This is a genomic window from Acinetobacter brisouii CIP 110357, assembly GCF_000488275.1.
In the GTDB taxonomy this organism is placed as follows: Bacteria; Pseudomonadota; Gammaproteobacteria; order Pseudomonadales; family Moraxellaceae; genus Acinetobacter; species Acinetobacter brisouii.
Map to the genome: position 1 here is coordinate 250,371 of NZ_KI530763.1, position 24,580 is coordinate 274,950.

20 protein-coding genes are annotated in these 24,580 nt (G+C 42.4%); 7 read left to right on the forward strand and 13 right to left on the reverse strand.

Going from position 1 to position 24,580, the window contains the following annotated elements:
* Nucleotides 1-34: 34 nt before the first annotated feature.
* Nucleotides 35-433: an MAPEG family protein gene (locus P255_RS12020; RefSeq protein WP_004902610.1), complete on the reverse strand. Its 399-nt coding sequence runs from the start codon at nucleotides 431-433 to the stop codon at nucleotides 35-37.
* 108 nt (nucleotides 434-541) lie between these two features.
* Between P255_RS12020 and P255_RS12025 the strand changes: the two genes are divergently transcribed.
* Nucleotides 542-928 carry a hypothetical protein gene (locus P255_RS12025; RefSeq protein ID WP_004902613.1) on the forward strand — a complete coding sequence of 129 codons (387 nt, stop codon included), beginning with the start codon at nucleotides 542-544 and terminating at the stop codon, nucleotides 926-928.
* A gap of 37 nt (nucleotides 929-965) precedes the next feature.
* Here the strand turns inward: P255_RS12025 and P255_RS12030 are convergent, their stop codons facing one another.
* Together P255_RS12030 and parC are read right to left on the reverse strand one after the other, a co-directional pair.
* Entirely contained in the window at nucleotides 966-2,645 is a 1,680-nt protein-coding gene (locus tag P255_RS12030) for a long-chain-fatty-acid--CoA ligase (RefSeq protein ID WP_004902614.1), read from the reverse strand.
* Between the two features lie 132 nt (nucleotides 2,646-2,777).
* Entirely contained in the window at nucleotides 2,778-5,003 is a 2,226-nt protein-coding gene (gene parC / locus P255_RS12035) for a DNA topoisomerase IV subunit A (RefSeq protein ID WP_004902616.1), read from the reverse strand.
* Nucleotides 5,004-5,277: 274 nt separating this feature from the next.
* Between parC and P255_RS12040 the strand changes: the two genes are divergently transcribed.
* Genes P255_RS12040 through P255_RS12050 form a run of 3 tightly spaced genes read left to right on the forward strand, consistent with a single transcriptional unit; the run spans nucleotide 5,278 to nucleotide 6,989 of the window.
* Complete coding sequence (locus P255_RS12040; RefSeq protein WP_370664282.1) at nucleotides 5,278-5,943, forward strand: CsgG/HfaB family protein; 666 nt, start codon at nucleotides 5,278-5,280, stop codon at nucleotides 5,941-5,943.
* Nucleotides 5,944-5,961: 18 nt separating this feature from the next.
* On the forward strand, nucleotides 5,962-6,315 hold the full coding sequence (locus tag P255_RS12045; protein WP_004902618.1) for a DUF4810 domain-containing protein: 354 nt from the start codon (nucleotides 5,962-5,964) through the stop codon (nucleotides 6,313-6,315).
* Between the two features lie 11 nt (nucleotides 6,316-6,326).
* Nucleotides 6,327-6,989: a DUF799 domain-containing protein gene (locus P255_RS12050; protein WP_004902619.1), complete on the forward strand. Its 663-nt coding sequence runs from the start codon at nucleotides 6,327-6,329 to the stop codon at nucleotides 6,987-6,989.
* 44 nt (nucleotides 6,990-7,033) lie between these two features.
* Here the strand turns inward: P255_RS12050 and niaP are convergent, their stop codons facing one another.
* The 4 genes from niaP to P255_RS12070 are packed head-to-tail and all read right to left on the reverse strand — an operon-like array spanning nucleotide 7,034 to nucleotide 11,192.
* Nucleotides 7,034-8,353 carry a niacin transporter NiaP gene (niaP, locus tag P255_RS12055; RefSeq protein ID WP_004902620.1) on the reverse strand — a complete coding sequence of 440 codons (1,320 nt, stop codon included), beginning with the start codon at nucleotides 8,351-8,353 and terminating at the stop codon, nucleotides 7,034-7,036.
* Between the two features lie 60 nt (nucleotides 8,354-8,413).
* Complete coding sequence (locus P255_RS12060) at nucleotides 8,414-9,055, reverse strand: trimeric intracellular cation channel family protein (RefSeq protein ID WP_004902622.1); 642 nt, start codon at nucleotides 9,053-9,055, stop codon at nucleotides 8,414-8,416.
* Nucleotides 9,056-9,096: 41 nt separating this feature from the next.
* Nucleotides 9,097-9,564 (reverse strand): YchJ family protein, encoded by a 468-nt coding sequence (locus P255_RS12065; RefSeq protein ID WP_004902624.1) that lies wholly within the window; start codon nucleotides 9,562-9,564, stop codon nucleotides 9,097-9,099.
* Between the two features lie 41 nt (nucleotides 9,565-9,605).
* The gene (locus P255_RS12070) at nucleotides 9,606-11,192 is read right to left on the reverse strand and encodes a TerC family protein (RefSeq protein ID WP_004902626.1); all 1,587 of its coding nucleotides are present in this window, start codon (nucleotides 11,190-11,192) and stop codon (nucleotides 9,606-9,608) included.
* 382 nt (nucleotides 11,193-11,574) lie between these two features.
* On the opposite strand from P255_RS12070, the gene P255_RS12075 reads away from it, so the two are divergent.
* Nucleotides 11,575-12,186: an LOG family protein gene (locus P255_RS12075; RefSeq protein WP_004902629.1), complete on the forward strand. Its 612-nt coding sequence runs from the start codon at nucleotides 11,575-11,577 to the stop codon at nucleotides 12,184-12,186.
* Nucleotides 12,187-12,287: 101 nt separating this feature from the next.
* Here the strand turns inward: P255_RS12075 and P255_RS12080 are convergent, their stop codons facing one another.
* From P255_RS12080 to P255_RS12095, 4 genes are all read right to left on the reverse strand, one after another.
* Nucleotides 12,288-13,220: a restriction endonuclease gene (locus P255_RS12080; protein ID WP_004902631.1), complete on the reverse strand. Its 933-nt coding sequence runs from the start codon at nucleotides 13,218-13,220 to the stop codon at nucleotides 12,288-12,290.
* Nucleotides 13,221-13,312: 92 nt separating this feature from the next.
* Nucleotides 13,313-14,881, reverse strand: a complete 1,569-nt coding sequence (guaA, locus tag P255_RS12085; RefSeq protein WP_004902633.1) for a glutamine-hydrolyzing GMP synthase — start codon at nucleotides 14,879-14,881, stop codon at nucleotides 13,313-13,315.
* A 139-nt stretch (nucleotides 14,882-15,020) separates the two neighbouring features.
* Nucleotides 15,021-16,736 carry a cation acetate symporter gene (locus P255_RS12090; protein WP_004902634.1) on the reverse strand — a complete coding sequence of 572 codons (1,716 nt, stop codon included), beginning with the start codon at nucleotides 16,734-16,736 and terminating at the stop codon, nucleotides 15,021-15,023.
* Between the two features lie 10 nt (nucleotides 16,737-16,746).
* Nucleotides 16,747-17,103, reverse strand: a complete 357-nt coding sequence (locus P255_RS12095) for a DUF485 domain-containing protein (RefSeq protein ID WP_004749970.1) — start codon at nucleotides 17,101-17,103, stop codon at nucleotides 16,747-16,749.
* A gap of 184 nt (nucleotides 17,104-17,287) precedes the next feature.
* Between P255_RS12095 and P255_RS12100 the strand changes: the two genes are divergently transcribed.
* Nucleotides 17,288-20,776: a hybrid sensor histidine kinase/response regulator gene (locus P255_RS12100; protein WP_004902636.1), complete on the forward strand. Its 3,489-nt coding sequence runs from the start codon at nucleotides 17,288-17,290 to the stop codon at nucleotides 20,774-20,776.
* A gap of 59 nt (nucleotides 20,777-20,835) precedes the next feature.
* Here P255_RS12100 and P255_RS12105 read toward each other — a convergent pair whose 3' ends face one another.
* On the reverse strand, nucleotides 20,836-21,486 hold the full coding sequence (locus P255_RS12105) for a response regulator (protein ID WP_004749972.1): 651 nt from the start codon (nucleotides 21,484-21,486) through the stop codon (nucleotides 20,836-20,838).
* A gap of 361 nt (nucleotides 21,487-21,847) precedes the next feature.
* Nucleotides 21,848-23,797, reverse strand: a complete 1,950-nt coding sequence (gene acs / locus P255_RS12110; RefSeq protein ID WP_004902639.1) for an acetate--CoA ligase — start codon at nucleotides 23,795-23,797, stop codon at nucleotides 21,848-21,850.
* Between the two features lie 163 nt (nucleotides 23,798-23,960).
* Between acs and P255_RS12115 the strand changes: the two genes are divergently transcribed.
* Nucleotides 23,961-24,542, forward strand: coding sequence for a DUF805 domain-containing protein (locus tag P255_RS12115; RefSeq protein WP_004902641.1), 582 nt, complete (start codon nucleotides 23,961-23,963; stop codon nucleotides 24,540-24,542).
* Nucleotides 24,543-24,580: the final 38 nt, after the last annotated feature.

Here is a 24,580-nt window from a genome sequence, read left to right on the forward strand (position 1 = left end):
GCACATGATTTGATTGGGAAAATATTCAGGCGCCTTAAACTAGGCGCAAGGTAAACACCAACAATAAAATCGGGCATGCCATCGAGAATACCCAAATGATTGAACGTAACGTTGCCCAGTTTACCAAGTAGCAAATCCCATACAAAATACGCAGCACAATATAAGCAATGCCGAGCGTCATAATCATGGCTTGATTCAAGACCATATACTCAGCCATCAGCACAGATGCTAAAAATAAAGGTAAACTTTCAAAACTATTTTGTTGCGCCGCATTGGCTCTGGCAGCCAGACCTGTAGTTTTCGCCAAGAATTCACGAGGATTCTGATTATCTTTGGCAGTATATCCACCTGCTATTTTAGCGATCACGGCAAATACATAAGGCAATAAACATGCAGTCAAAATCAGATAAATAATCCCGCTTATGCTTTGCATGAATGTTTTCTCTTATTGAAATTAGACAGGAGCTCATCATAACATGGCTTTTCTGTGATTTTTTTTGTTAAATATAGGGCTTTCTATTATGTATATGTGGATACCCGAATGATCGATCAAGATCAACAAACTTTGTTAAATGCCTTATCACAACAAATGCTTGCTCAAAAGCGCGTCGATCGTATCTTAAAAATTGTATTACCAATCTTAGCCCTACTGATTACCACCATTTGCGCCAATATGACATGGCAGTCAACTCTTGGCACATTCATCATGTTAACCGTTGCATTTTATGCTGTTGGCATTAAACGCTGGTCAATCTGGTTATGGCTGGTTCTGTGTGTCATATATGGTTTGGTCGACAACTACCTTACTTTTACAACATTACAAATTAAACCATTACGTTTACAAATGGTTGGCATGTTACCTTTTCTGATTATTATCTATATCGCACGCCCTTATTTAGACAAACTGATGCAACAACCCAAAAAATAAGACCGAAATTTCGATCTTATTTTGTCAGGCTGAAAACTTACTTGGCTTTATTACGTAAATCTTTACGCAAGATTTTACCGACATTGGATTTTGGTAATTCGTCCATAAATTCCACATAACGTGGGCGTTTATAACCTGTCAGATTATCTTTTGCATAAGCCAGCAGTTCTTCTGTGGTGAGGCTTGGGTCTTTTTTCACCACAAATAGTTTTGGCACTTCCCCCGATTTTTCATCAGGTACACCAATGGCTGCAACTTCCAGAACTTTTGGATGCTTCGCAACGACTTCTTCAATTTCGGCAGGATAAACATTAAAACCAGACACCAAAATCATGTCTTTTTTACGATCGACGATTTTAATAAAACCACGATCATTCATGACGCCAATATCCCCTGTACGGAAAAAGCCGTCTGCAGTCATACTTTTTGTAGTTTCATCTGGGCGGTTCCAGTAGCCTTTCATGACCTGAGGGCCACGAATCGAGATTTCTCCCTGCTCACCCAACGCCACTTCTTTACCATCGTCATCTAAAATGGCAACTTCAGTTGCAGGCAGTGGAATCCCAATCGAACCACTAAATTCAGAGGAAGCTGGCGGGTTAAACGTGGCAACTGGTGAGGTTTCTGACAAGCCATAACCTTCATGGATAATAATACCTGTCAGCTTTTTCCATGCTTCAGCAGTTGATGGTAAGACAGCCATACCACCGCCGAGTGCCAGCTTCATTTGGCTATGATCTAACTGACGGAAACCATCATTATTGACCAAGGCATTAAATAAGGTATTGACCGCAGGGAAAATTGTTGGCTTGAATTTAGCAAGTTCTTTGGTCAATGCAGTTAAATCACGCGGGTTAGGAATCAGTAAGTTACTGAAACCTTTATACATACCGTACAGTTCACATACCGTAAACGCAAAAATATGATACAGCGGCAAAGCACACACCAAGCGTTCGACTTCCTGTGAGTCTTGACCAAATTTGCTCTGGAACATGGTGTCACATTGCAGCATATTGGCAATCAGGTTACGATGCGTCAGTTCAGCACCCTTAGATACCCCTGTAGTTCCACCTGTATATTGCAATACTGCGGTATCACTCATGGTGACGATCGGGCGTTTATATTGGCTTGGGCTAACTTTATGCAATGCAGTATTGAAACGGATATGTCCTGGAATATCCCAGTCAGGAATCTGTTTACGTACTTTACGCAAGACAAAATTCACCAGATTGCCTTTCACAAAACCCAGCATATCGCCAACCGATGCAACCACCACATGCTTGACAGGCGTATGTCCAATAATTTTTTGGTACACTGAAGCAAAGTTTTCAATAATCACCAAAACTTCTGCACCTGCATCATTCAGCTGATGTTCAAGTTCGCGTGCAGTATAAAGCGGGTTCACATTGACCAAAATCAAACCCGCCCGAAAAATCCCCAAACTGACAATCGGATATTGAAATACGTTTGGCATCATTACTGCCACGCGTGAGCCTTTTGCTAAACCTAAACTCTGCAAATAACAGGCAAATTTCTTACTTTCGCGATCAACGTCAGCATAAGAAATGGTTTTATCCATGAAAATAAAAGCATCTCGAGAAGCATATTTTTGAAAATTGCGCTCAAAAATATCAATTAAGGAAGTATTTTCGGATGGCAGCTCGACTATTTCGGGAATACCTGTTTTTTTGTATTCATTAATCCAAATTTTTTCCATAATGCTTTTAATCTCCAATCTGTAATCCGATCCGATCGCGTTGTATGCTATGTACCTGATTGTTGAGTTTCTTATGCCCAACGCGCTTTTGTTTCCACAATAACATATATAACGTATTTCAAAATTGGCTTACTAGATCAATGTCTGAACTATGAGTTTATTTGCTTTTTGATAACCACGTGGTAAAAGTTGTCCTTTTGCTGCACGTTTTCCAAGGTATTTTTGTAAGTCATCGCCTTTTAATTTCAATTGTTGTTGCCCTGCAACCACCTGAATCACATCAGATAAATTCAATAATTGCATATCCACAACAATTTCATTGTCCTGAAGTTGTATCAATTTGTTGCCTTTACCTTTGTTTAAAACAGGTAATTCTTGCAAATCAACAACCAAGACACGCCCACTAGAGCTTAACAGTGCAACATGACTTTTTTGTTGAATTGGCATTAAAGGTAACGCTTGAGCCTGATCAGGTATGCTCAGGAAGGCCTTACCTGCTTTGGCATTGGTGTCGAGGGTATTGGCTTGGGTTTTAAAGCCATAACCCGCACTGCTCGCTGCCAGTAATTCTTGCTGATCGTCTTCAATCAGCACTTGAGTAAATGCTACGCCATTGGCAGGAGCAAGTTTCGAACTTAAAGGTTCACCCAAACCACGTGCTGACGGTAAGCTATTGATTGGCAATGCATAACTTCGCCCAGTCTGATCTATCACATAAACTCGTTGATTACTCTTACCAACGGCATGACTCAAATACTGATCGCCTGCGCGGTAATTTAAGTTCTCGGCATCGACCTCTGCACCTTTTGCGGCACGAATCCAGCCTGCTTCAGATAACACAACCGTTACAGCTTCGGCTGGCATCAAATCCTGCTCTTTAATCTGTACTGCTTCAGCGCGTTGTACAATCGCTGAACGGCGCTCATCGCCAAATTTTTTCGCATCTTCCTTGAGTTCATTAATCACGAGGTTTTTCAATGACTCAGGATTTGCCAATTGCTCACGGATAATCGCTGCTTTGGCTGAAAGCTCATCCTGCTCTTGGCGAATTTGCATTTCTTCGAGTTTTGCCAGTTGACGCAATTTCAGTTCCAGAATCGCTTCGGCCTGTATCTCATCGATCTGTAATTTTTCCATCAATGCCTGTTTCGGCTGATCTGATTCACGAATAATCTGAATAACAGTATCAATATCCAAATACGCAATTAACAAACCCGCCAAAATATGCAGGCGTTTTTCAATTTTATTTAAATGATATTGCAAACGACGGGTGACGGTTGCTTTACGAATTTCGATCCATTCCAGCAGGATTTTACGAATCGATTTAACCTGTGGGCGACCATCTGCCCCAATCATGTTTAAATTGACCCGATAGCTAGACTCTAAATCAGTGGTCGCAAACAAGTGGCTCATCACCTGCTCTGCATCAACACGGTTGGAACGCAGCACGATCACCAAGCGAGTTGGGTTTTGGTGATCCGATTCATCACGAATGTCAGAGACTAAAGGTAATTTCTTCGCCAGCATCTGATCTGCGATTTGCGTTACGACTTTTGAGCCAGACACCTGATATGGCAAATCACTGATCACAATTTCATTTTTTTCAACCGTATACACTGCACGCATACGGTAACTGCCACGCCCAGTCGTCTGGATTTTCAGGAGTTCATCTGGTGGCGTAATAATTTCAGCTTGGGTCGGTAAGTCAGGGCCTGGAATATATTCTGCGACTTTTTCATCGCTCAGATTCGGGTTACGAATCAGGGCTATCGTTCCTTTGATGACTTCACGTAGGTTATGGGGTGGAATGTCGGTTGCCATACCCACAGCAATACCTGTTGTACCGTTCAACAGGATATTTGGCACACGTGCAGGCAAGTTAATCGGTTCTTTCAACGAACCATCAAAGTTGTCCTGCCAGTCACACGTGCCTTGCCCAAGCTCAGACAGTAACAACTCACTAAACTGTGACAACTTGGCTTCGGTATAACGCATTGCCGCAAAAGACTTCGGATCATCGGGTGAACCCCAGTTGCCTTGCCCTTCAATAAACGGATAACGATAACTAAATGGCTGCGCCATGAGCACCATGGCTTCATAACATGCCGAGTCACCATGTGGGTGGTATTTACCCAGTACATCGCCCACTGTACGTGCTGACTTTTTCGGTTTGCCACTGTGCTTTAACCCTAGCTCACTCATGGCATAGACGATACGGCGCTGTACAGGTTTTAAACCATCACTAATATGGGGCAATGCACGATCCATAATCACGTACATGGCATAATTTAAGTAGGCTTGTTCGGTAAACTCTGCTACGGAGCGGTTTTCTGTCGCATGATGCGCAAGATTGGTCATAAAAGAATTGAACCTATCTGAATGCTAAGGGAAAGAAACAATGAATATGGCTATTTAACAAGATCGAGACTCAAACGTAAATTAAAACTCTATGATCTCGCTGATTTTTTCTACTTTCTTAAATTATTGCATACAATTCACACATTCCTTTGGGTTTTACACCCTGCTTCTTTATAATATAGGCTATGTAATGTGGTTGATTTATAATATTTATTAGATTACATAAGCTTGATTATAACCAGATTGGAAAAAATAATTTATGAAAATTCATTATATGGGCTGCTCTTTACTCGCACTCGGTGTTTTGGTCAGTGGCTGTGCGCCTGTTGAAAAATCAACGGTTTTGCAATCTCCTCAAGTGAATGCTGCACTGAGCGCAAATAAATACACAGGTACAAAAACCAGTATTTCTATTGGGAAATTTGATAACCGCTCAAGCTATATGCGTGGCATCTTCTCGGACAATGTTGATCGTTTAGGTGGACAAGCCAAAACCATTTTAGAAACCCATTTACAGCAAACAGGCTATTTTACCGTTTTAAACCGTGACAATTTATCTGAACTGAAACAGGAAACTGGTTTTAGTGGTTCAGCTCAGAAAATTCAGGGCGCTCGTTATGTCATTACAGGCGATGTTTCTGAATTTGGACGTAAAGAAGTGGGCGATGTGCAATTATTTGGCTTACTTGGACGTGGCAAAGCACAAGTGGCTTATGCCAAAGTCAATTTGAATGTTGTCGATGTACAAACCTCAGCAATCGTACATTCGGTGCAAGGCAGTGGTGAATACTCACTCAGCCAACGCGAAGTTTTAGGCTTTGGCAGTGATGCGTCTTATGACTCAACCTTAAATGGTAAAGTGCTGGATTTAGCCATTCGTGAAGCAGTCAATCATCTGGTCAACGATATTCAAAACAATCAGTGGAATATCCAGAAATAAGCCAGAGAATAACATCACATGAAAAAAATTTTACCATGGGTAAGTCTTGGACTTGCCATTGGCTTGACGGGTTGTGCTTCGCAACCCAATACGCTTTACCATTGGGGCAATTATCCTCAGCAGGTTTATTTAGGATTTAATCAACCTGAAAAAGCCTCTCCAGCCAAGCAAATCAGCGTATTAGAAGCTGATATTGAAAAAGCGCGCGCTAAAAATCAAGCCATTCCACCAGGTTTATATGCGCATTTAGGACTACTGTATAGTCATACTGACACTCAAAAAGCAGCTCAGTATTTTGAACTGGAAAAACAAAGCTACCCAGAAGCCAGCGTATTGATGAATCGCTTATTGGCTCAATTGAAAGCCAATTAAGGAACAATATCATGAAAAATATGACGTTATTGCTTCTGGCTTGCTTCGGCATCAGCTTAACAGGCTGTGCAACCCACCAAGCCATCAAACCTCAATACGATGCAACGGTATATAAACAACATATGCCGCATTCGATTTTGATTTTACCACCTGTCAATGACAGCCCTGAGCCGCGTGCAACTTACAGTTTTTGGTCAACCACCACTGTGCCTGTTGCAGAAGCAGGTTACTATGTTTTCCCCTTAAGCATTGTGGATCGCATGTTTAAAGAAAATGGTGTAACCAACGGGCATGATGCACAGTCAATTCCTGCAGCAAAACTCAAAGAGATTTTTGGCGCAGATGCTGGCTTATATATTCACTTAAAAGAATATGGCTCGAAGTATCAAGTCATTCAGACAACAACCACTGTCTCGGCAGATGCCAAACTGGTTGATTTGAACACAGGTACTGTTTTATGGACAGGTTCGAAACGCATCGTTCTGTCTAATAATGACAATAACAACAACTTGATCGCGATGCTGGTCATTTCTGTTGTGGATCAGGTGATCAATCAAAAGTCTGATTCGGGTTATAAAGCTGCTGCTATTGTCAGCTCTCAAATGCTCAACCCGACTCAACAGGGCGGTATTGGTCTACTTTATGGACCACGTTCGCCTAAATATCAGCCTTAATAAATTGGCGATCCTAGCGATTAGAAATCGTTAGGATCGTTTTCTTACAATCCAATCGACTCAAGCGTTTTGCCTTGAGTTTCCTCTCCAAGAATAAGAATGACCGCAGCAACCACTAAAAGCACCACCGTAAACATCATAAAGACATGATGAAAAGCCTCTGGATCAACGATTAAATGCGTGACCACAATCGGCGCGACAATGCCGCCAATCCGCCCAATCGCTGCCGCCCAACCTGAGCCAAATGCACGGATATTGGTTGGATATTGCTCTGGCGTATAAGTATATAAAACACCCCACGCCCCCAGATTAAAAAAGGACATTAAACAGCCCCACAGCATAATTTCACTGTCGCTGTTGGCTTGTCCAAAAAAGTACGCCGACACTGCACAAAAGCCGATAAAACCTGCGAGTGTCGCTTTACGCCCAAGTTTTTCCACTAACCAAGATGCCGCAACATAGCCAGGAAGCTGTGCCAAAATCATAAATAGGACATATTCAAAAGATTTAACAATATCATAGCCTTGCTTCACCAGAAGGCTCGGCAACCAGGTAAAAATACCATAATAAGAAAATACAATTCCAAACCAGATCAACCACAGCATGAGGGTTCTACGCACAAATGGTTTTTGCCATAACTGCTGAAAGGATACTTTCTGCTGATGTGCGACAGGCTGCACTTCAATCTCTTGAATAACCTCAACCCCTGCCTGCCGCTCCAGTTTTTGGATCAACATATGAGCTTCTTCAATTCGATTGCGGTTAATTAAATAAGGCACAGATTCGGGTACTTTGCTAAAAATCACCCAAACATAAAACAGGGGTAAACCACCGATTAAAAAGGCAATATGCCAGCCAAAATGCGGAATCAGAAAATAAGAAATCAGGGCGGCAACCAACCAGCCTAGCCCCCAGAAACTTTCCAGCAATACAATAAAACGTCCACGTACCTGTGCGGGCACATATTCACTGACCAGAGTCACCGCTACAGGCAACTGCCCACCCAAGCCCAATCCCACAATAAAACGACAGACCAGAAGCACAGTCAAATTTGGAGCAAACGCACATAATCCAGTCGCAATACTATAAATGACCAAAGTGCTGGCAAAGACATTCTTACGCCCAAAACGGTCAGCTAACGCACCTGAAAACACTGCACCAATTGCCATACCGACAAAACCGATACTCACAATCCAGCCACTTTCTACAGGAGTCAAACTCCAGTCATGCACCAGCTTGGTCATAATAAATGCGATGATGCCAGTATCCATCGCATCGAACATCCAGCCCAAACCAACCATCCACAACAGATTATAATGAAAGCGACCAATCGGTAAGCGTTGCACGCGGGATACAAGATCCATAAGCTGTTCTCAAATCAATAGGTTATTTAAAAGGCATTGAAACGTGTTCTACACAATGTCTTATTCATCAATCGATGATGCCGAATGTCCATCATCTTCTTTATAGATAAATTTCGGCATTTCCAGACCAAAATAAATCGCAATCACCCTTAAGATAAAACCAAACAACAAGGTAATAACGCTGGTGACTTCAAGTGTTAAATCGAGCATGCTGCACAGCCAGTAACAGATGACAGCAACAAAGGAAATGCTGGCATAGAGTTCACGGCGAAACACCAATGGAATATCGTTACACAAAATATCGCGCAAAATTCCGCCAGACACACCCGTCAATACGCCTGCCACCGCTGCCACCACAAAGCCATGCCCCATTTGAATCGCGACCTGACAACCAATAATGGTAAAGGCAATCAACCCCAAAGCATCGAGCAGCAAAAAGATAGAACGTAAATGCTTCATCCATTTGGCAATAAAAATTGTGACCAGCGCTGCAAAAGACGTCAGCATCAGATATTCAGGGTGTTTCACCCATCCCAAAGGATAATGTCCCAACAAAACATCACGTACCGACCCACCACCGAGCGCAGTGACACAGGCAATCAGAATCACACCGAACCAGTCCATGCTGCGTCGACCCGCAGACAAGGCACCTGTCATGGCTTCAGCGGTAATCGCCACAATATAAATGACCGTTAACAGCATTCCCTGAAACCTTTTTTAGGTAACTCAAAACAAACGTTATTCTAAAGAAAACTCGCACAACAATGTTTAAATTTTTTCCCCGAACCGCACAGGCAGGCTTGCTTCATACTGAATGTTTTTGGCAATGTCGGATCCAGAAAAAACCATTGATCGGCATAGTAAACAAAATAGGACTGTTCATGGTGAATTTGATTTTCCTGACCATCAAAATAGTAAGCTTTAAATTCCACCATGGCATGGGATTTATCCAGCTTGGGCAAACTGTTTAGAATCTCCAGTTTCTGCCATTGATTATGTCGGCTCCATGCATCGAGCGCAGCATGGTCTAATTGCTTCTGCTGCCCTAAAGCCGTAGTTTTAACAATATAATCAATCTCATGTTTGGCAAATGCGCTATAACGTGAACGCATGAGCTGTTCTGCACTTTGGGCGCTGGCTATGCCTTGATGTAAAGGTTGACAGCATGTAGCGTATTGCCCATGACCACATGGGCAGGTTTGTTCATTCATAAAAAAGCCCTATTTAAAGGGCTATTTTAGCAAAACCAGACTTAGGATGTTTGTTCAGGTTGTGCTTTGGGGACAATATGGACTTTCTCGATTTTATGCCCATCCATAGTGACAATTTCAAAGCGATAATCATCAACCTCAATCACATCACCACTTTCGGGTAAGCGTCCCAAATGCAACAGTAAATATCCTGACAGTGTTGAGTACTCTTCACTTTCATCAACCAAGTCACGTCCGAGCAACAAAGAGATATGACGAATATCGGTTGAACCATCAATCATGAGCGAACCATCTTCCAGACTTTCAGCAGCGGCCTGCATTTCATCTTCATCAGGGAACTCCCCTGCGATGGCTTCTAAAATATCAATTGGTGTGACAATCCCTTCGATTGAACCATACTCATTTAACACAATTGCCATTTGTAATGGTGCCTGACGTAGCTGCTCCATCACCATGAGTACCTGAGCATTTTCATGCACAATCATCGGTTCACGCAAATGACCCGTAAAGTTCAGCTTACCTGTTTCAATATACTCATTCAGGATTTTGTGCGTCAGGGCAATTCCCGCTAGATTATCCAGCTCACCATGGGCAAATATCAAACGTGAATGGGTCATCTGTGTCATATGCTCACGAATCTGCTCGGGATGATCATCCAGATCAATCCATTCCAGCTCAGGTCGTGGCGTCATGACCGATTTAACAGGACGTTCCGACAAGCCTAAAACACCTTGCACCATGACACTATGATATGCGCTATTTGCACCATCAAACATTTCTTCAGCAAAGGCATGTGTTGCCAAAACATCATGCTCAGAAGTAACGTCATTCGTATTGTTGTTCGACTTACCACCTAGCATACGCATAACTGCCGAAGCCGTCCGATAACGCAAATCAGTTGTGGTAATTGTACGTGCCTGATTACGACGAGTAACCTGATTAATCGCTTCAATCAAGACTGAGAAGCCAATCGCTGCATATAGGTAACCTTTTGGAATATGGAAATTAAAGCCTTCCACCACCAAAGAGAAACCAATCATCATCAAAAAGCCAAGGCACAAAATCACCACAGTTGGATGTTTGTTGACAAAATCCATCAGCGGTTTGGATGCCCAAAGCATAATACCGACAGCGATGACCACGGCAATCATCATCACAGGCAAGTGTTTCACCATCCCGACAGCAGTAATCACACTGTCGAGTGAGAATACCGCATCGAGGACGACAATTTGGGCAATCACCACCCAGAAAGCCGCATGGACTGGGTTTTCATCTTTTAAATGCAGGTTACCTTCAATACGTTCATGCAGCTCCATGGTGCCTTTAAATAACAGGAATACACCACCGAACAGCAAAATCAGATTATGCCCAGAAAAAGGATGTCCTAAAATATGAAATAAAGGCTGATCTAAAGTGACAATCCATGCTATGGATGCCAATAAAACCATACGCATACACAACGCTAGCAACAAGCCAACGATACGCGCTTTACCTCGTTGCTCTAATGGCAACTTTTCTGACAAAACCGCAATAAACACCAAGTTATCGATCCCGAGAACCACCTCAAGAATCACCAGTGTTGCCAAGCCTACCCATGCTGAGGGATCAGACATCCATTCGAAAATCATTGATCACACTCCCCGAGGAAAGCTTTAACTGGAAACTGGACTTGCGTCAAAAAGAAAGAATGAACCGAAATGCAGTTCAAAATTTGAGTTGTTGAAAAATCGTGCGAGCGCCTACAACCACTACCCATGTTGATCTATATGTTGTGAATCGAATTTTCAGTATAGGCAAGATTTTTTAGAAATTCACCATTTTTATCCTCTTTTCATGAGAGTTTTTCAAAAAATCGAGCTTTTTCGAGACAGTTCTTTCGAGCTGATTTAAGACCACCATACTGATGATAAAGTTTACAAAATACGTTAAAAATACAATAACTTTCGCATCAAATTGTCATATTTCTTGCTTAATCTAAAACAAGAAAACATGATAAGGTGAGAATAAAAGATGAATAGTGTTGTAAATATGAATAAAGATCACAAAGTAAAAACGACGCAAGCACTGATTGCATTATATTGTGGCTCCCGTGTAGGTAATAAAGCGATTTATTTGGAAAGTGCGATTCAATTGGCGCAAGGTTTGGCCGAACATGGATTTGGAATTGTTTATGGTGGTGCAAGTATTGGTTTGATGGGTCAGGTGGCAGATACCGTACTGGAACATGGCGGTGATGTCGTGGGCGTCATTCCTGAATTTATGCTGGACTATGAAGTTGCCAATGAACGGCTGACAGAGTTGCATATTGTCAAGAGTATGCATGAACGTAAAGCCATGATGGCTGAACGTGCCAGTGCTTTTATTGCTCTGCCAGGTGGTTTGGGTACATTTGAAGAAATTCTGGAAATTGCTACTTGGGGACAATTAGATCAGCATCAAAAACCTATGATGCTTTATAACGTCAATGGTTTTTATAACGCTTTAATTGCCCAACTTGACCATGCAGTTGCAGAAGGCTTTCTTCCACCACAACACCGCGCCAAATTAATTGTTTGTCAGAGTATTTCTGAAATTTACACAGCCATTAATAATCTAACGATGCCTGCAAGTTTTGTTATCTAAATTAAATTTCGACTATCCGCTGGCATGATTGCCAGCTTTTTTTATTTGAAAAATCAAAGAATAAAATATATACCTACATAAAAAAGTGCGCCAAAGCGCTATTAAAAATTATCTTCATCAAACCGATCTTGGTCTATTTTATAAATATGGAAGCTTCTTTCTACTTGTACACCCAAACCGAACTCAATCATTAACGATGTTAGTTTGTCACCATCAATTAGAACTATTCCTGATTTCTTCGCAGATTCAACTGCTTCCTTACTAAAATTGGACGTAGTAATAAATACACCTTTTTTAGCAACCTGATCTGCCAAAGCCCCTTTGAACTGTTGAATATCAGGTCGACCAACTGTACTTTCCCAACGCTTGGCTTGAATATAAATTTTATCTAGACCTAAACGGTCTTCACTGATGATTCCATCAATTCCACCATCATTTGTTCTACCAATCGCTTGTGCTGCATCTTGATGAGACCCTCCATAGCCCATTACCACCAGTAAATCAACGACTAGTTTTTCAAAGAATGCAGGAGAATTATCTTTAATCAACTGAAGTAATTCAGTCTTTAAACTCATATTTAACAATTCAGTTGTCGTCTGTATTATTTCTTCTGGTGTTTGACTCGCATCTTTTTCATTCGGAATAATACCAATTACACCATCCTTTAGCTGTTGATTCACAAATAAAGATTTTCCTAACTTAAAATCACTAAACCCATCAAACTGCATTAAAAATTCATTTGTTATTGAATCAAAATGACTTAAATCAAGACTTTTCCCTAAGTTACTAATTTCACAAAATGCTCTTTTGGGTTGTTGAACTAAACCTGCCTTAACTAAATAAGTTTTAGCCCAAGACACTCGATCTTTAAAAATATTTTTTCCACTGGGTAAAGTTTGATTTAACTCATCTTCAGATAAATTAGATTGACTAGCAAGTAAGTCTGCTGCTTGTGAAATTCTGATCGCTTCTTTTTGTTCAGCCAATAATTTCATTAATGGAAGCATTAATTGATCATATGTTGGCAAGGTCATTATTTTTCTCTGATTAAAATCTCAATTTTTATCTAAGTATAAATAAAAAAGGACACTTACGCGTCCTTTTCATTAACAACAATATAGAAAAATTATTCCCATTCAATTGTTGCTGGTGGCTTAGATGACACGTCATAGACTACACGTGATACATCTTTAATTTCATTCATGATACGAGTTGAGATTTTGTCAACCAACTCATACGGCAAGTGTGCAAAACGCGCTGTCATGAAGTCCACAGTTTCAACTGCACGAAGTGCAATTACCCATGCATAACGACGACCATCACCTACGACACCAACTGATTTCACAGGTTGGAACACAGCAAAGGCTTGAGCAGTTTTGTCATACCAACCGCTATCGCGTAATTCTTGCATGAAAATATCATCGGCAAGACGAAGAATATCTGCATATTCTTTTTTCACTTCACCCAAAATACGCACGCCCAAACCAGGACCTGGGAATGGATGACGGTAGATCATGCTGTGTGGCAAACCTAGAGTTGTACCCAATTTACGCACTTCATCTTTGAACAAGTCGCGTAATGGCTCAACCAAGTCAAAAGCTAAATCTTCTGGTAAACCACCCACGTTATGATGTGATTTAATTACGTGTGCTTTACCTTGTTTGCTTGCAGCAGATTCGATCACGTCAGGGTAAATTGTCCCTTGTGCCAAGAATTTCACGCCGTCAAGTTTACGTGCTTCTTCGGCAAATACTTCAATGAATTCACGACCGATGATTTTACGTTTTTTCTCAGGATCAACTTCACCTGCCAAAGCTGTCAAGAAGCGCTCTTCAGCATCAGCACGGATCACACGAATCCCCATGTTGTCTGCAAACATTTGCATGACTTGATCACCTTCATTTAAACGAAGCAAGCCATTGTCTACAAATACGCAAGTTAACTGATCGCCAATCGCTTTATGTAAAAGCGCAGCCACAACAGATGAATCTACACCACCTGACAAACCAAGAAGAACTTTTTCATCGCCAATTTGGGCACGAAGCTGTTCTACACGCAAGTCGATAATGTGTTCTGGTGTCCAAAGACCACGGCAACCACAGATTTTATGTACAAAGTTAGCAAGAAGTTCTGCACCTTTTGCAGTATGTGTTACTTCTGGGTGGAACTGTACGCCATAAAAACGGCGTTTTTCATCACTCACCGCAGCAAATGGACAGCTTGGTGTACTTGCAGTCACCACAAAACCTTCTGGAATCTGGCTGACTTTATCGCCATGACTCATCCAAACATGAAGTTGGTTTTCTTTGTCTTGCAGGTTACCAATCAATTGGTCACGTACCAAAATATCGACTTCTGCATAACCAAACTCATGCACAGTACCTGGTTCAACTTTACCACCAAGCTGTTCAGACATGGTTTGTAAACCATAGCAAATACCAAGAACAGGTACGCCAAGTTCGAACACAACTTGTGGTGCACGTGGACTACCTTCTTCATGCACACTTTCAGGACCACCTGACAAGATAATGCCGTTTGGTTTAAATGCACGAATGTCTTCCTCAGACATATCAAACGCATACATTTCAGAATATACGCCTGCTTCACGTACACGACGTGCAATCAATTGGCTATATTGCGAACCGAAATCCAGAATCAGGATACGATCTTCAGTAATTTGGGTATTGGTAGTCATGAGAAACAACTATAGATAGCTAAAGAAGATAGGCGCGTTATTCTAACAGTTTTTCTGTATGAAGCACATTGTCTAATATGTTTATTCATTAGGCATAAAAAAAAGCCCCTGACGGAGCTTTTTTTTATCGATTCAACGATTAGTGATCAGATGCACCTGATGCACCGATACCAGTCATTGAGCGAACATACTGAGCATCAAACGCTTTACGTTCTTTTTGTGCACGCGCTGAGTTATCAGTAATTGAGAAGAACCAGCAGCAGATGAACGACAATGGCATTGCAATGATTGCTGGACCATTCAATGGGTTAACTGGAGTCTCAGCGATTTTAAGCGTATCTACCCAAACTGCTTTAGACAATACAATCATAATCACTGCTGTTGCTAAGCCAACAACGCCACCAATTACCGCACCACGAGTGGTTAAACCTTTCCAGAACATTGACAATACGAGTACTGGGAAGTTTGCACAAGAAGCAACAGAGAATGCCAAACCTACCATGAATGCAACGTTTTGTTTTTCAAACAAGATACCCAAGATCATCGCAAAGATTGCAAGGCCAAGTGTTGCAATTTTTGACATACGAAGTTCAGATTCAGGTGTTGTTTGACCTTTTTTGAACACGTTTGCATACAAGTCATGAGAAATTGCAGATGCACCTGACAAGGTCAAGCCTGCAACAACCGCAAGAATTGTTGCGAATGCTACTGCTGAAATAAAGCCCATGAACATGTCGCCGCCTACAGCATCACTTAGATGCACAGCTGCCATGTTGTTACCGCCAATCAATTCCAATTTGCCAGTCATTGCCATTTTTGCAGCATCAAGGAATTGAGGATTGTTCGATACGAACAAGATCGCACCAAAACCGATAATGAAAGTTAATAGGTAGAAGTAACCAATAAAACCTGTTGCAACAACCACTGACTTACGTGCTTCTTTCGCATCTTTTACTGTGAAGAAACGCATCAAGATATGTGGCAGACCTGCTGTACCAAACATCAATGCCAAGCCAAGAGACAGTGCATCAATCGGGTTTGCTGCAAGTTTACCAGGCCCCATGATTTTAGATGCATCGCTGAAGCTGATATGACGTACGTCACCAAAGACTTGGATAGATTTAGTAAACATTTCGCTGAAGCTGAAACCAACAGAGTTCATTACCATGAACGCCATAAAGGTTGCACCGCTCAGTAACATGACCGCTTTAATGATCTGTACCCAAGTGGTTGCCAACATGCCACCGAAGATTACATAAGCCATCATCAGTAAGCCAACGACAATAACTGCAATGTTATAGTTCAAACCGAATAGAAGTTTGATCAACTGACCTGCACCTACCATTTGTGCAATCAGATAGAACGCCACAACAACCAACGAACTAAATGCAGCAAGTGTACGTACTGGTTTTTCTTCCAAGCGGAAAGATACTACGTCAGACAGGTTGTATTTACCCAAGTTACGTAGACGTTCAGCAACAAGGAACAATACGATTGGCCAGCCCACCATGAAACCAAGTGAGTACAGCAAACCGTCAAAACCTGAGCTAAACACCATTGCGGAAATACCGAGGAATGATGCAGCTGACATGTAGTCACCCGCAATGGCCAAGCCATTTTGGAAACCACTGATACCACCACCTGCGGTATAGAAGTCTTTGGTACTGGTAGTTTGTTTAGCCGCCCATTTGGTAATGAACAAAGTTAAACCAACAAAGATCACGAACATGATAATCGCGTGCCAGTTGGTTGCCTGTTGTTCAGTTGCACCAAGATCAGGGCTTGCCATCGCAACTGTTGAACAAAGTGCTGTTGATGCAAGCAGAGCTTTTGTTTTTAGAGAAGTCCAATTCATCCGCGTATCCTCATCCTTGATTTGCATTTGATTGAGAAGCAGAAGTTTTTTGATGCGTAATCGCTTCAACTTCTTTCATAGCTTCTGCACTCAACTGGTCAAATGTATTGTTGGCGATGTACGAATACACACCACATAAAACAAAAGACAAGACAATGATACCTAGACCGAGAGGAATTCCCCAAGTCGTGACGCCTCCACTAAAAGAACTCATTAAGAATTCTTTGTTGTAACCGACAAGAAGCATGAAGCTAACATAGATCACCAACATGATGATGGTTAATGTCCAACTTAACTTACTTTTGCGGCTAACCATTTCTTTGAATTTTGGATTTTGTAGAATTCTTTCTACTTGAACCTCATCCATAGCATTACTCCGTGTGTACAACCAGCCTTGGTCGCAATTTTTAATTGTTTTTTCTGTGTTCTAACGGTATCAATATTTAAGGCTTTTAGTCAGTTAGACTTTGGTCGCTAAATTTTTAAGCAGCATTTTTGTTCAGGCACGACCTTCAGGTATGATAACAACAGATTCTTAATAAGCCATCAATATGAATAACTGGGTAATCATTGGGGTATTAACCCTTTACATTCTGATTTTATTTGTCTGTGCTTTCTTTGGGGAGAAATATGCAAGCCGGCTAAATGCACGCGGTCGCATGTTACTCTTTAGTCTAACCCTCGGTGTTTATTGCTCTTCATGGACATTTTATGGGGCAACGGGCGCAGCTGTCCGTCAGGGTATCATCTTCCTACCAATTTATCTCGGCCCCCTGTTATTTATTTGGCTGGGTTATGATATTTGGCGCAGGATTGGACGAGTGCGCCAGCATCATGCGATTGCGTCAATTGCCGATTTTATCGCTGCGCGTTATGGCAAAAGTGGGACATTAGCCTCTTTAGTCACGGTACTGGCAGTTGTTGCGATTGTACCTTACTTGGCATTACAACTCCGTGCGATTGCTCTTAGTATTTCAGTAATATTACCAGAAAACAATGATTTACACTTAACAACAAATACCGTATTGGTGCTCACTGCCATTTTAGCCATGCTGTCGATGGTCTTTGGAACACGCCAAATGGCAAATACTGAGCAGCATGGTGGTTTAATGCTGGCAGTGGCTTTTGAATCATTTGTAAAACTGTTTGCGTTAGTTTGTGTTGCCATTTTCTTTATCGCCGATCAGCCAAGCAACATCTCACAAATCAGTCGTGATATCCAAGAACAATACCATGAAGTGCAAATGGCTGGCGTTCCTGATACTTTTTGGGTACAAACTTTACTCGCAGCACTTGCGATTATTTGCTTGCCGCGCCAATTTCATGTTGCTGTTGTTGAACTACGTGATGAAAAACATATTCGCGGTGCGCGCAAATGGTTTTCACTCTATTTGATTCTGACCACGCTGACTATTTTTCCAATTGCCAGCTGGGCACTGCATGCCAACCCCAATTTACTCAAAATTCCAGATTTAGCTGTACTGAGCCTGCCAATGAGCTATAACCATGAATGGTTAACTATTTTGGCCTTTCTTGGTGGCTTTTCTGCATCAACAGGTATGTTACTGGTTTCGTCGGTGGCTTTATCGATTATGCTGAGTAATGACCTGATTATGCCTGCATTATGGCGTTTCAATATGCTGTCACGTCATGACCGCCGTTTACCACTGGTTCTTAAAACCACGCGCCGTATTTGTATTGTAGCGGTCATGCTGATGGGTTTTTTATTCTTCCATTTCTTTAATGATATTAATCAGCTGTCTGTTTTTGGCTTACTGGCATTTAGTGCTGTTGCCCAGTTTGCACCTGCGTTAATCGGAGGCTTGTACTGGCGTGGAGGCAGTCAGCAAGGCGTGTATGCAGGCTTGCTGGTTGGCTTTTTAATGTGGGCTTACACACTGCTCTTTCCAACTATTTTACGCAGCCTGCCACGCGAATACGCCGAGCTCAGTTTTCAGGTTTTACACGGTGGTTTATTTGGTATTAATGGCTTGCGCCCTGAAGCATTGTTTGGATTTGAATCACTTGCACCTCTCACGCATGGCGTAATCTGGTCGTTAGGGTTGAATACGATTTTATATATCTGGATTTCCAAAGCCTACCGCCCAAGTGTTGCGGAACAGATTCAAGCTGAAAGTTTCTTTTACTATGAAACCAAGCCGTTACCTTCTCAAAACTCCAATCATGAAATGGGCTACTTCCATCCAGATAGCCCACGTTTAAAAGTCAGCGACCTTATGGCACTGGCAAAACGAATTACAGGCGAAGGGCCAACCATCCACGCTTTTCAACAATTTTGTGATCAGAATTATTTAGTACTCAATACCAATAGCGTTGCCAATGGCATGTGGTGGCGTTTTACCGAGCAGTATCTGGCAGGGACAATTGGTGCAGCCTCGGCGCGTACCCTTCTCACGACTGCACTTGCCAATAACGGTTTAGGTGTGGCACAGGTTGCCAATATTCTCGATCAGGCTTCGCAGTGGCAGCGCTTTAACCAAAACTTACTCATGACCATGATTGACCACATGACCCAAGGTGTAAGTGTGGTCGATGACAACATGTGTCTGGTCGCATGGAACAACCAATATCTAAAGCTTTTTGATTATCCAAAAGATTTGGTTTATGTGGGCTGCCCGATTTCCGACCTGATCCGTTACAATGCCGAACGAGGTGAATGTGGTCCAGGTTCGATTGAAGAACATGTCCGCAAGCGGATTCACTGGATGAAAGTGGGTAGCGCGCATGAATTTGAACGCATTCGTAAAGATGGACGAGTGATTCAGATGCGTGGTAATCCAATTGAAGGCGGTGGTTTTGTCACAACTTTTGCTGATATTACTGCTTTCCGTGAAAATGAAGCCGCACTTGAAGCACGTGTCAAAGAACGTACCCAACAATTAGCAAATGCTTTAGAAGAACAACAGCTCGCGCGTGAACAAGCCGATACCGCCAATATGTCAAAAAGCCGCTTTATTGCTGCTGCCAGCCATGACCTGCTGCAACCAATGCATGCAGCACGCCTGTTTAGTACTGCGCTTGAGCAAAGCATTCAATCAGATGAAGATCGCCAAACCTTGCAGCAACTAGATCGTGCCTTACATGGTGCGGAAAGTATGCTGTCTGCACTTTTGGATATTGCCCGTTTAGAAGGCGGTACTATTCAGCCAAAACGCCAAGCCTATCCATTACACGATTTGTTAAGTGATTTAAAATTACAGTTTAAATCCATCGCAGCACAGCGTGGAATTGAGTTTCATGTTCATGATGCTCAGTTCTGGATTGATACCGATCCACAGTGGATTCGTCGTATTATTCAGAATTTTGTTAGCAATGCCCTACGTTACACAGCAAAAGGGCGCATTGTAGTCGGCGTTTTACGCTCCGCATCACAACCGCAACATATCCGGATTGGTGTTTGGGATACAGGACCCGGGATTGCTGAAGAGCAACGTATTAAACTGTTCCAAGAGTTTGAGCGCTGCGGACATACCTCGCCATGGGGCGAACAGGGCTTAGGTTTAGGGCTTGCGATCGTACAGCGTATGACCAGTTTGCTGAACTATCCTGTACATGTGTATTCACATCTGCAACGCGGCTCATGCTTCATGATTGAAGCCCCTGTCGTCGCTGCACCGAAGATTACGGCTACGCCTGTTCAGATGATGCCGCTCAGAAACAATACCTACAGAATTTTGTGTCTAGACAATGATGAAAACATTTTGGAAGGGATGAATACCTTACTCAGCAAATGGGGACATCAGGTCTTTAAGGCACGCGAACCTGAGGAAGCAAAACGCCTGATTGAACAGGAAAATATCCAGATCTGGCTGATTGACCAACATTTAAATCAGGAACAACGTGGTTTAGACTTTATTTTGCAGTATCGTCAGGACAATACGCCTGTCGCGCTCATTACCGCAGACTCCGATCCAGAACTGCCAGAGCGTTTAAAACAACTCAACATTATGTTGCTGAAAAAACCGCTCAAACCTGCATCGATGCGCGCATGGTTATCGGGTTTAAAACTTCCGAGTTAGGCATAAAAAAACACCCTCAATTGAGGGTGTTTTTAATTCGGTGGAATCTGCTGTAAAAATTAGATTTTCTTTTCATCAATGTTCAATGCACTGATAGCTAAAACTGCTTGAGTACGGTTTTGTACCCCTAACTTTCTAAAAATCGCAGTGACATGCGCCTTAATCGTCGCTTCAGAAACATCAAGCTCATAGGCAATCTGTTTATTCAGCAAACCTTCAGCAACCATCATCAAGACACGGAACTGCTGTGGAGTTAATGACTGAATTCGCTCTGCCAATGCAGTTTCATCTGCCGCACGTGGGTCAAAACTGATGTTGGCGGGTAAATTGGGTGGTAACCAGATTTCACCCTCAAGCACTTGGCGAATTGCCTCACCAATATGGCTTGGATGAGCCGATTTTGGAATGTAGCCCATTGCGCCATGTGCAATTGCACGCTGAATAATACTGGCTTCTTCATGTGCTGAAACCACAATAATCGGAATGGATGGATATTGAGCACGAACGTGTACCAGTGCCGAAAAACCCGATGCGCCTGGCAAGTTCAAGTCCAACAGGACAAGATCTGGTTCAGTTCCATTTTCAAGGCGTGCGTAAAACTCGTTTACCGCTGCTGTTTCATGAATTTGAGCTTGCGGAAAGCTATAACGCACCGCTTGAATCAGTGCGTGACGAAACAGAGGATGATCATCAACGATTAGTATATTCATAAGCAATTTGGCTATATATTTGGCGTAGCCTAGCCTTCCACTCTATGCTACAACTTTATGTATGTATACAAATATTACCGAATTTTTACCAACTTTGTTGTGAGATTCGATAGGTTTCTGCATTTTTTACTATCTGCTCAAAAAAAATTAACAATATATGATGATCTAAAGATCAGGTTATTTTTCTTAAGCATAATCCTAACATACTGCATTTTTATAGATAAATCAAAAAGATGTTTACATAGTCTACACATCTTTTATTTATTTTCTATTCATCATGGCATGATAAATAAAAGCGTTCAATGCCACATCAAAGTGGCATTTATTTAAGCTATATTCGCTATTTCACCACAAAAATTGGCTACTTTTGCGGTTCCCCGATCACAGTTACAATTAATTGATCAACCACCTGCGGGTCTGCCAGTGTAGATGTATCTCCGAGACTATCGAGTTCCCCCATCACAATTTTACGCAAAATACGCCGCATGATTTTGCCTGAACGGGTTTTTGGCAACGCACTCGCCCAGTAAATGGCATCAGGCGTTGCAATCGGCCCCAAGACCTTACGTACCCATCGAACCAAGGCTTCCCGTAATTGCTCCGACTCGACATAATCAGCTTGTAAGGTAACAAAAGCACAAATTCCCTGACCTTTAACCTCGTGTGGCATTCCCACCACGGCAGCTTCTGCAACTGCTTCGTGTGCAACCAACGCACTCTCAATTTCGGCAGTTCCCAAACGATGCCCCGATACATTCAAAACATCATCTACCCGCCCCGTAATCCAGTAATAACCGTCTGCATCACGACGCGCACCATCTCCTGTAAAATAATAGCCTTTATAGGTCAGAAAATAGGTTTCTATAAAACGCTGCTGATTGCCCCAAATACTGCGCATTTGACCTGGCCATGAATCCTTAATAGCCAAATTACCTTCACCCACGCCCTGTATTTCATGACCTTCTGCATCCAGCAATGCAGGCTGAACCCCATAAAATGGACGGGTTGCCGAACCTGGTTTCAATGCGGTTGCCCCAGGCAAAGGAGTGATCATCATGCCGCCTGTTTCAGTTTGCCACCATGTGTCTAAAATTGGGCAGCGCCCCTCACCCACAACATCATAAAACCAGTGCCATGCTTCAGGGTTAATCGGTTCGCCTGCAGTTGCCAGCAAGCGTAAGGTGCTACGGTTACTTTCGCGCACATAGGCATCGCCTTCACGCATCATGGCGCGAATCGCAGTCGGTGCTGTATATAAAATCGTGACTTTATGTTTATCAATAATATGTCCGATGCGTGCCCATGTTGGATATTGCGGAATTCCCTCAAACATCAATGTCATTGTGCCTGTTGCCAGTGGTGCATAAACAGCGTAGGAATGCCCCGTAATCCAGCCAATATCGGCGGTACACCAGTAAACATCATCCTGTTTTAAATCAAAAACTTCTCGAAATGTCGTCACGGCATACACCAAGTATCCCCCTGTTGTATGCAGTACACCTTTAGGCTTGCCTGTCGAACCTGAGGTATACAAAATAAACAGTGGATCTTCAGCCTGCATCGGCTCAGGCGGGCAAATTTCATCGACCTCCATTTGCAGCATGTGATACCACAAGTCGCGTTCAGGATAAAAATTGATGGGATTGCCTGTACGATGTACCACAATCACATGCTCAACTGTTGCCGTGCCTGATTGTTCCAATGCCAGATCGACATTTTGTTTGAGTGGTAACAACTTGCCCCCACGCATACCCGCATCAGCCGTAATCACCATTTTGGCTTGACTATCTTCGATTCGGCTCGCGAGCGCGTCAGGAGAAAAACCACCAAATACCACGCAATGCACCGCGCCAATTCTCGCGCACGCCAACATGGCAATGGTGGCTTCACTGACCATCGGCATATACAAAATCACCCGATCGCCCTTAGAAATGCCATATTTTTTCAGGGCATTGGCAAAGCGGCAAACTTCGCTATACAACTCTTTATAAGAAATAATTTTATGTCGGGAAGGATGATCACCTTCCCAGATAATCGCAGGTTTATGCGGGTGTTCTTTTAAATGTCGGTCTAAACAATTGGCACAGACATTGAGCTGACCATCGGCAAACCACTCGATTTTAAAATGCTCAGGGTCATAACTGGTATTTTTGACTTGTGTAAATGGCTTGATCCAGTCGATATGCCGAGCCTGCTCTGCCCAAAAATGATCTGGATCATCAAGCGATTGTTGATAGCGCTGAAAGTATTCGTGTTCCAGCGTACGCGCAGTTTTTTTGAATTCTTCGGGAACGGGATAAATTTCTTGCATAGACTGACTTCCTTGAGTAGATGGCGCAGTTTCATCATGAAATGCGTGTTGTTTTTGTTTGTTATTTTTCCACCATAAAGATTATTTAAGTACAATATTTCAACACAAGGCACGCCAGTATCGTATAATTTTTGTAGATGACTTTATTCTAGGGAAAGACCATATGCCATCTCAAAATTCAGCGTCTTTTTTTGGTAAGGCTAATCCCGAGCATGCTCCCACACTTTTCTCTTGTGAAGGTCGGCTTGGTCGTCTGAGCTATATTGCCCGTTTTGGTTTTTTGCATTTTCTGTTTATTGTCATACTCTCCGTGACTGCACAAGGCATGCATTTGATCAACTGGAATACGATGATGCTCCGCACCGCTCATCTGCCAACGCCTTCATTTTTCATGTTGTCTGGCGGATCCATTTTATTCTTGTTGTATAGTTATCTCATCATTGTCTTTATGATTCGGCGCTTACATGACCTGAATCAAAGCGGATGGATGAGCCTGTTACTCCTCATTCCGATGCTCAATCTTCTGTTTAGCCTGTATCTGGTGTTGGCGCGAGGAACACCTCATGCAAACAATTACGGCGTAGTTCCTCATACTGCTTTTTGGGAGAAACTCTGTGCATGGCTGATGATCCTGCTATTTCTGATTAGCCTTGCTACAAGCAGTATGCGTATTTCCTACATGATGGGTACAGGTGAACTGGACAGCCCACATCAAATCATGAAGCATGGTATGCAATATTTCTAAGATTACTCTACGTTTCTTTACTCAACTTTATACTTTTT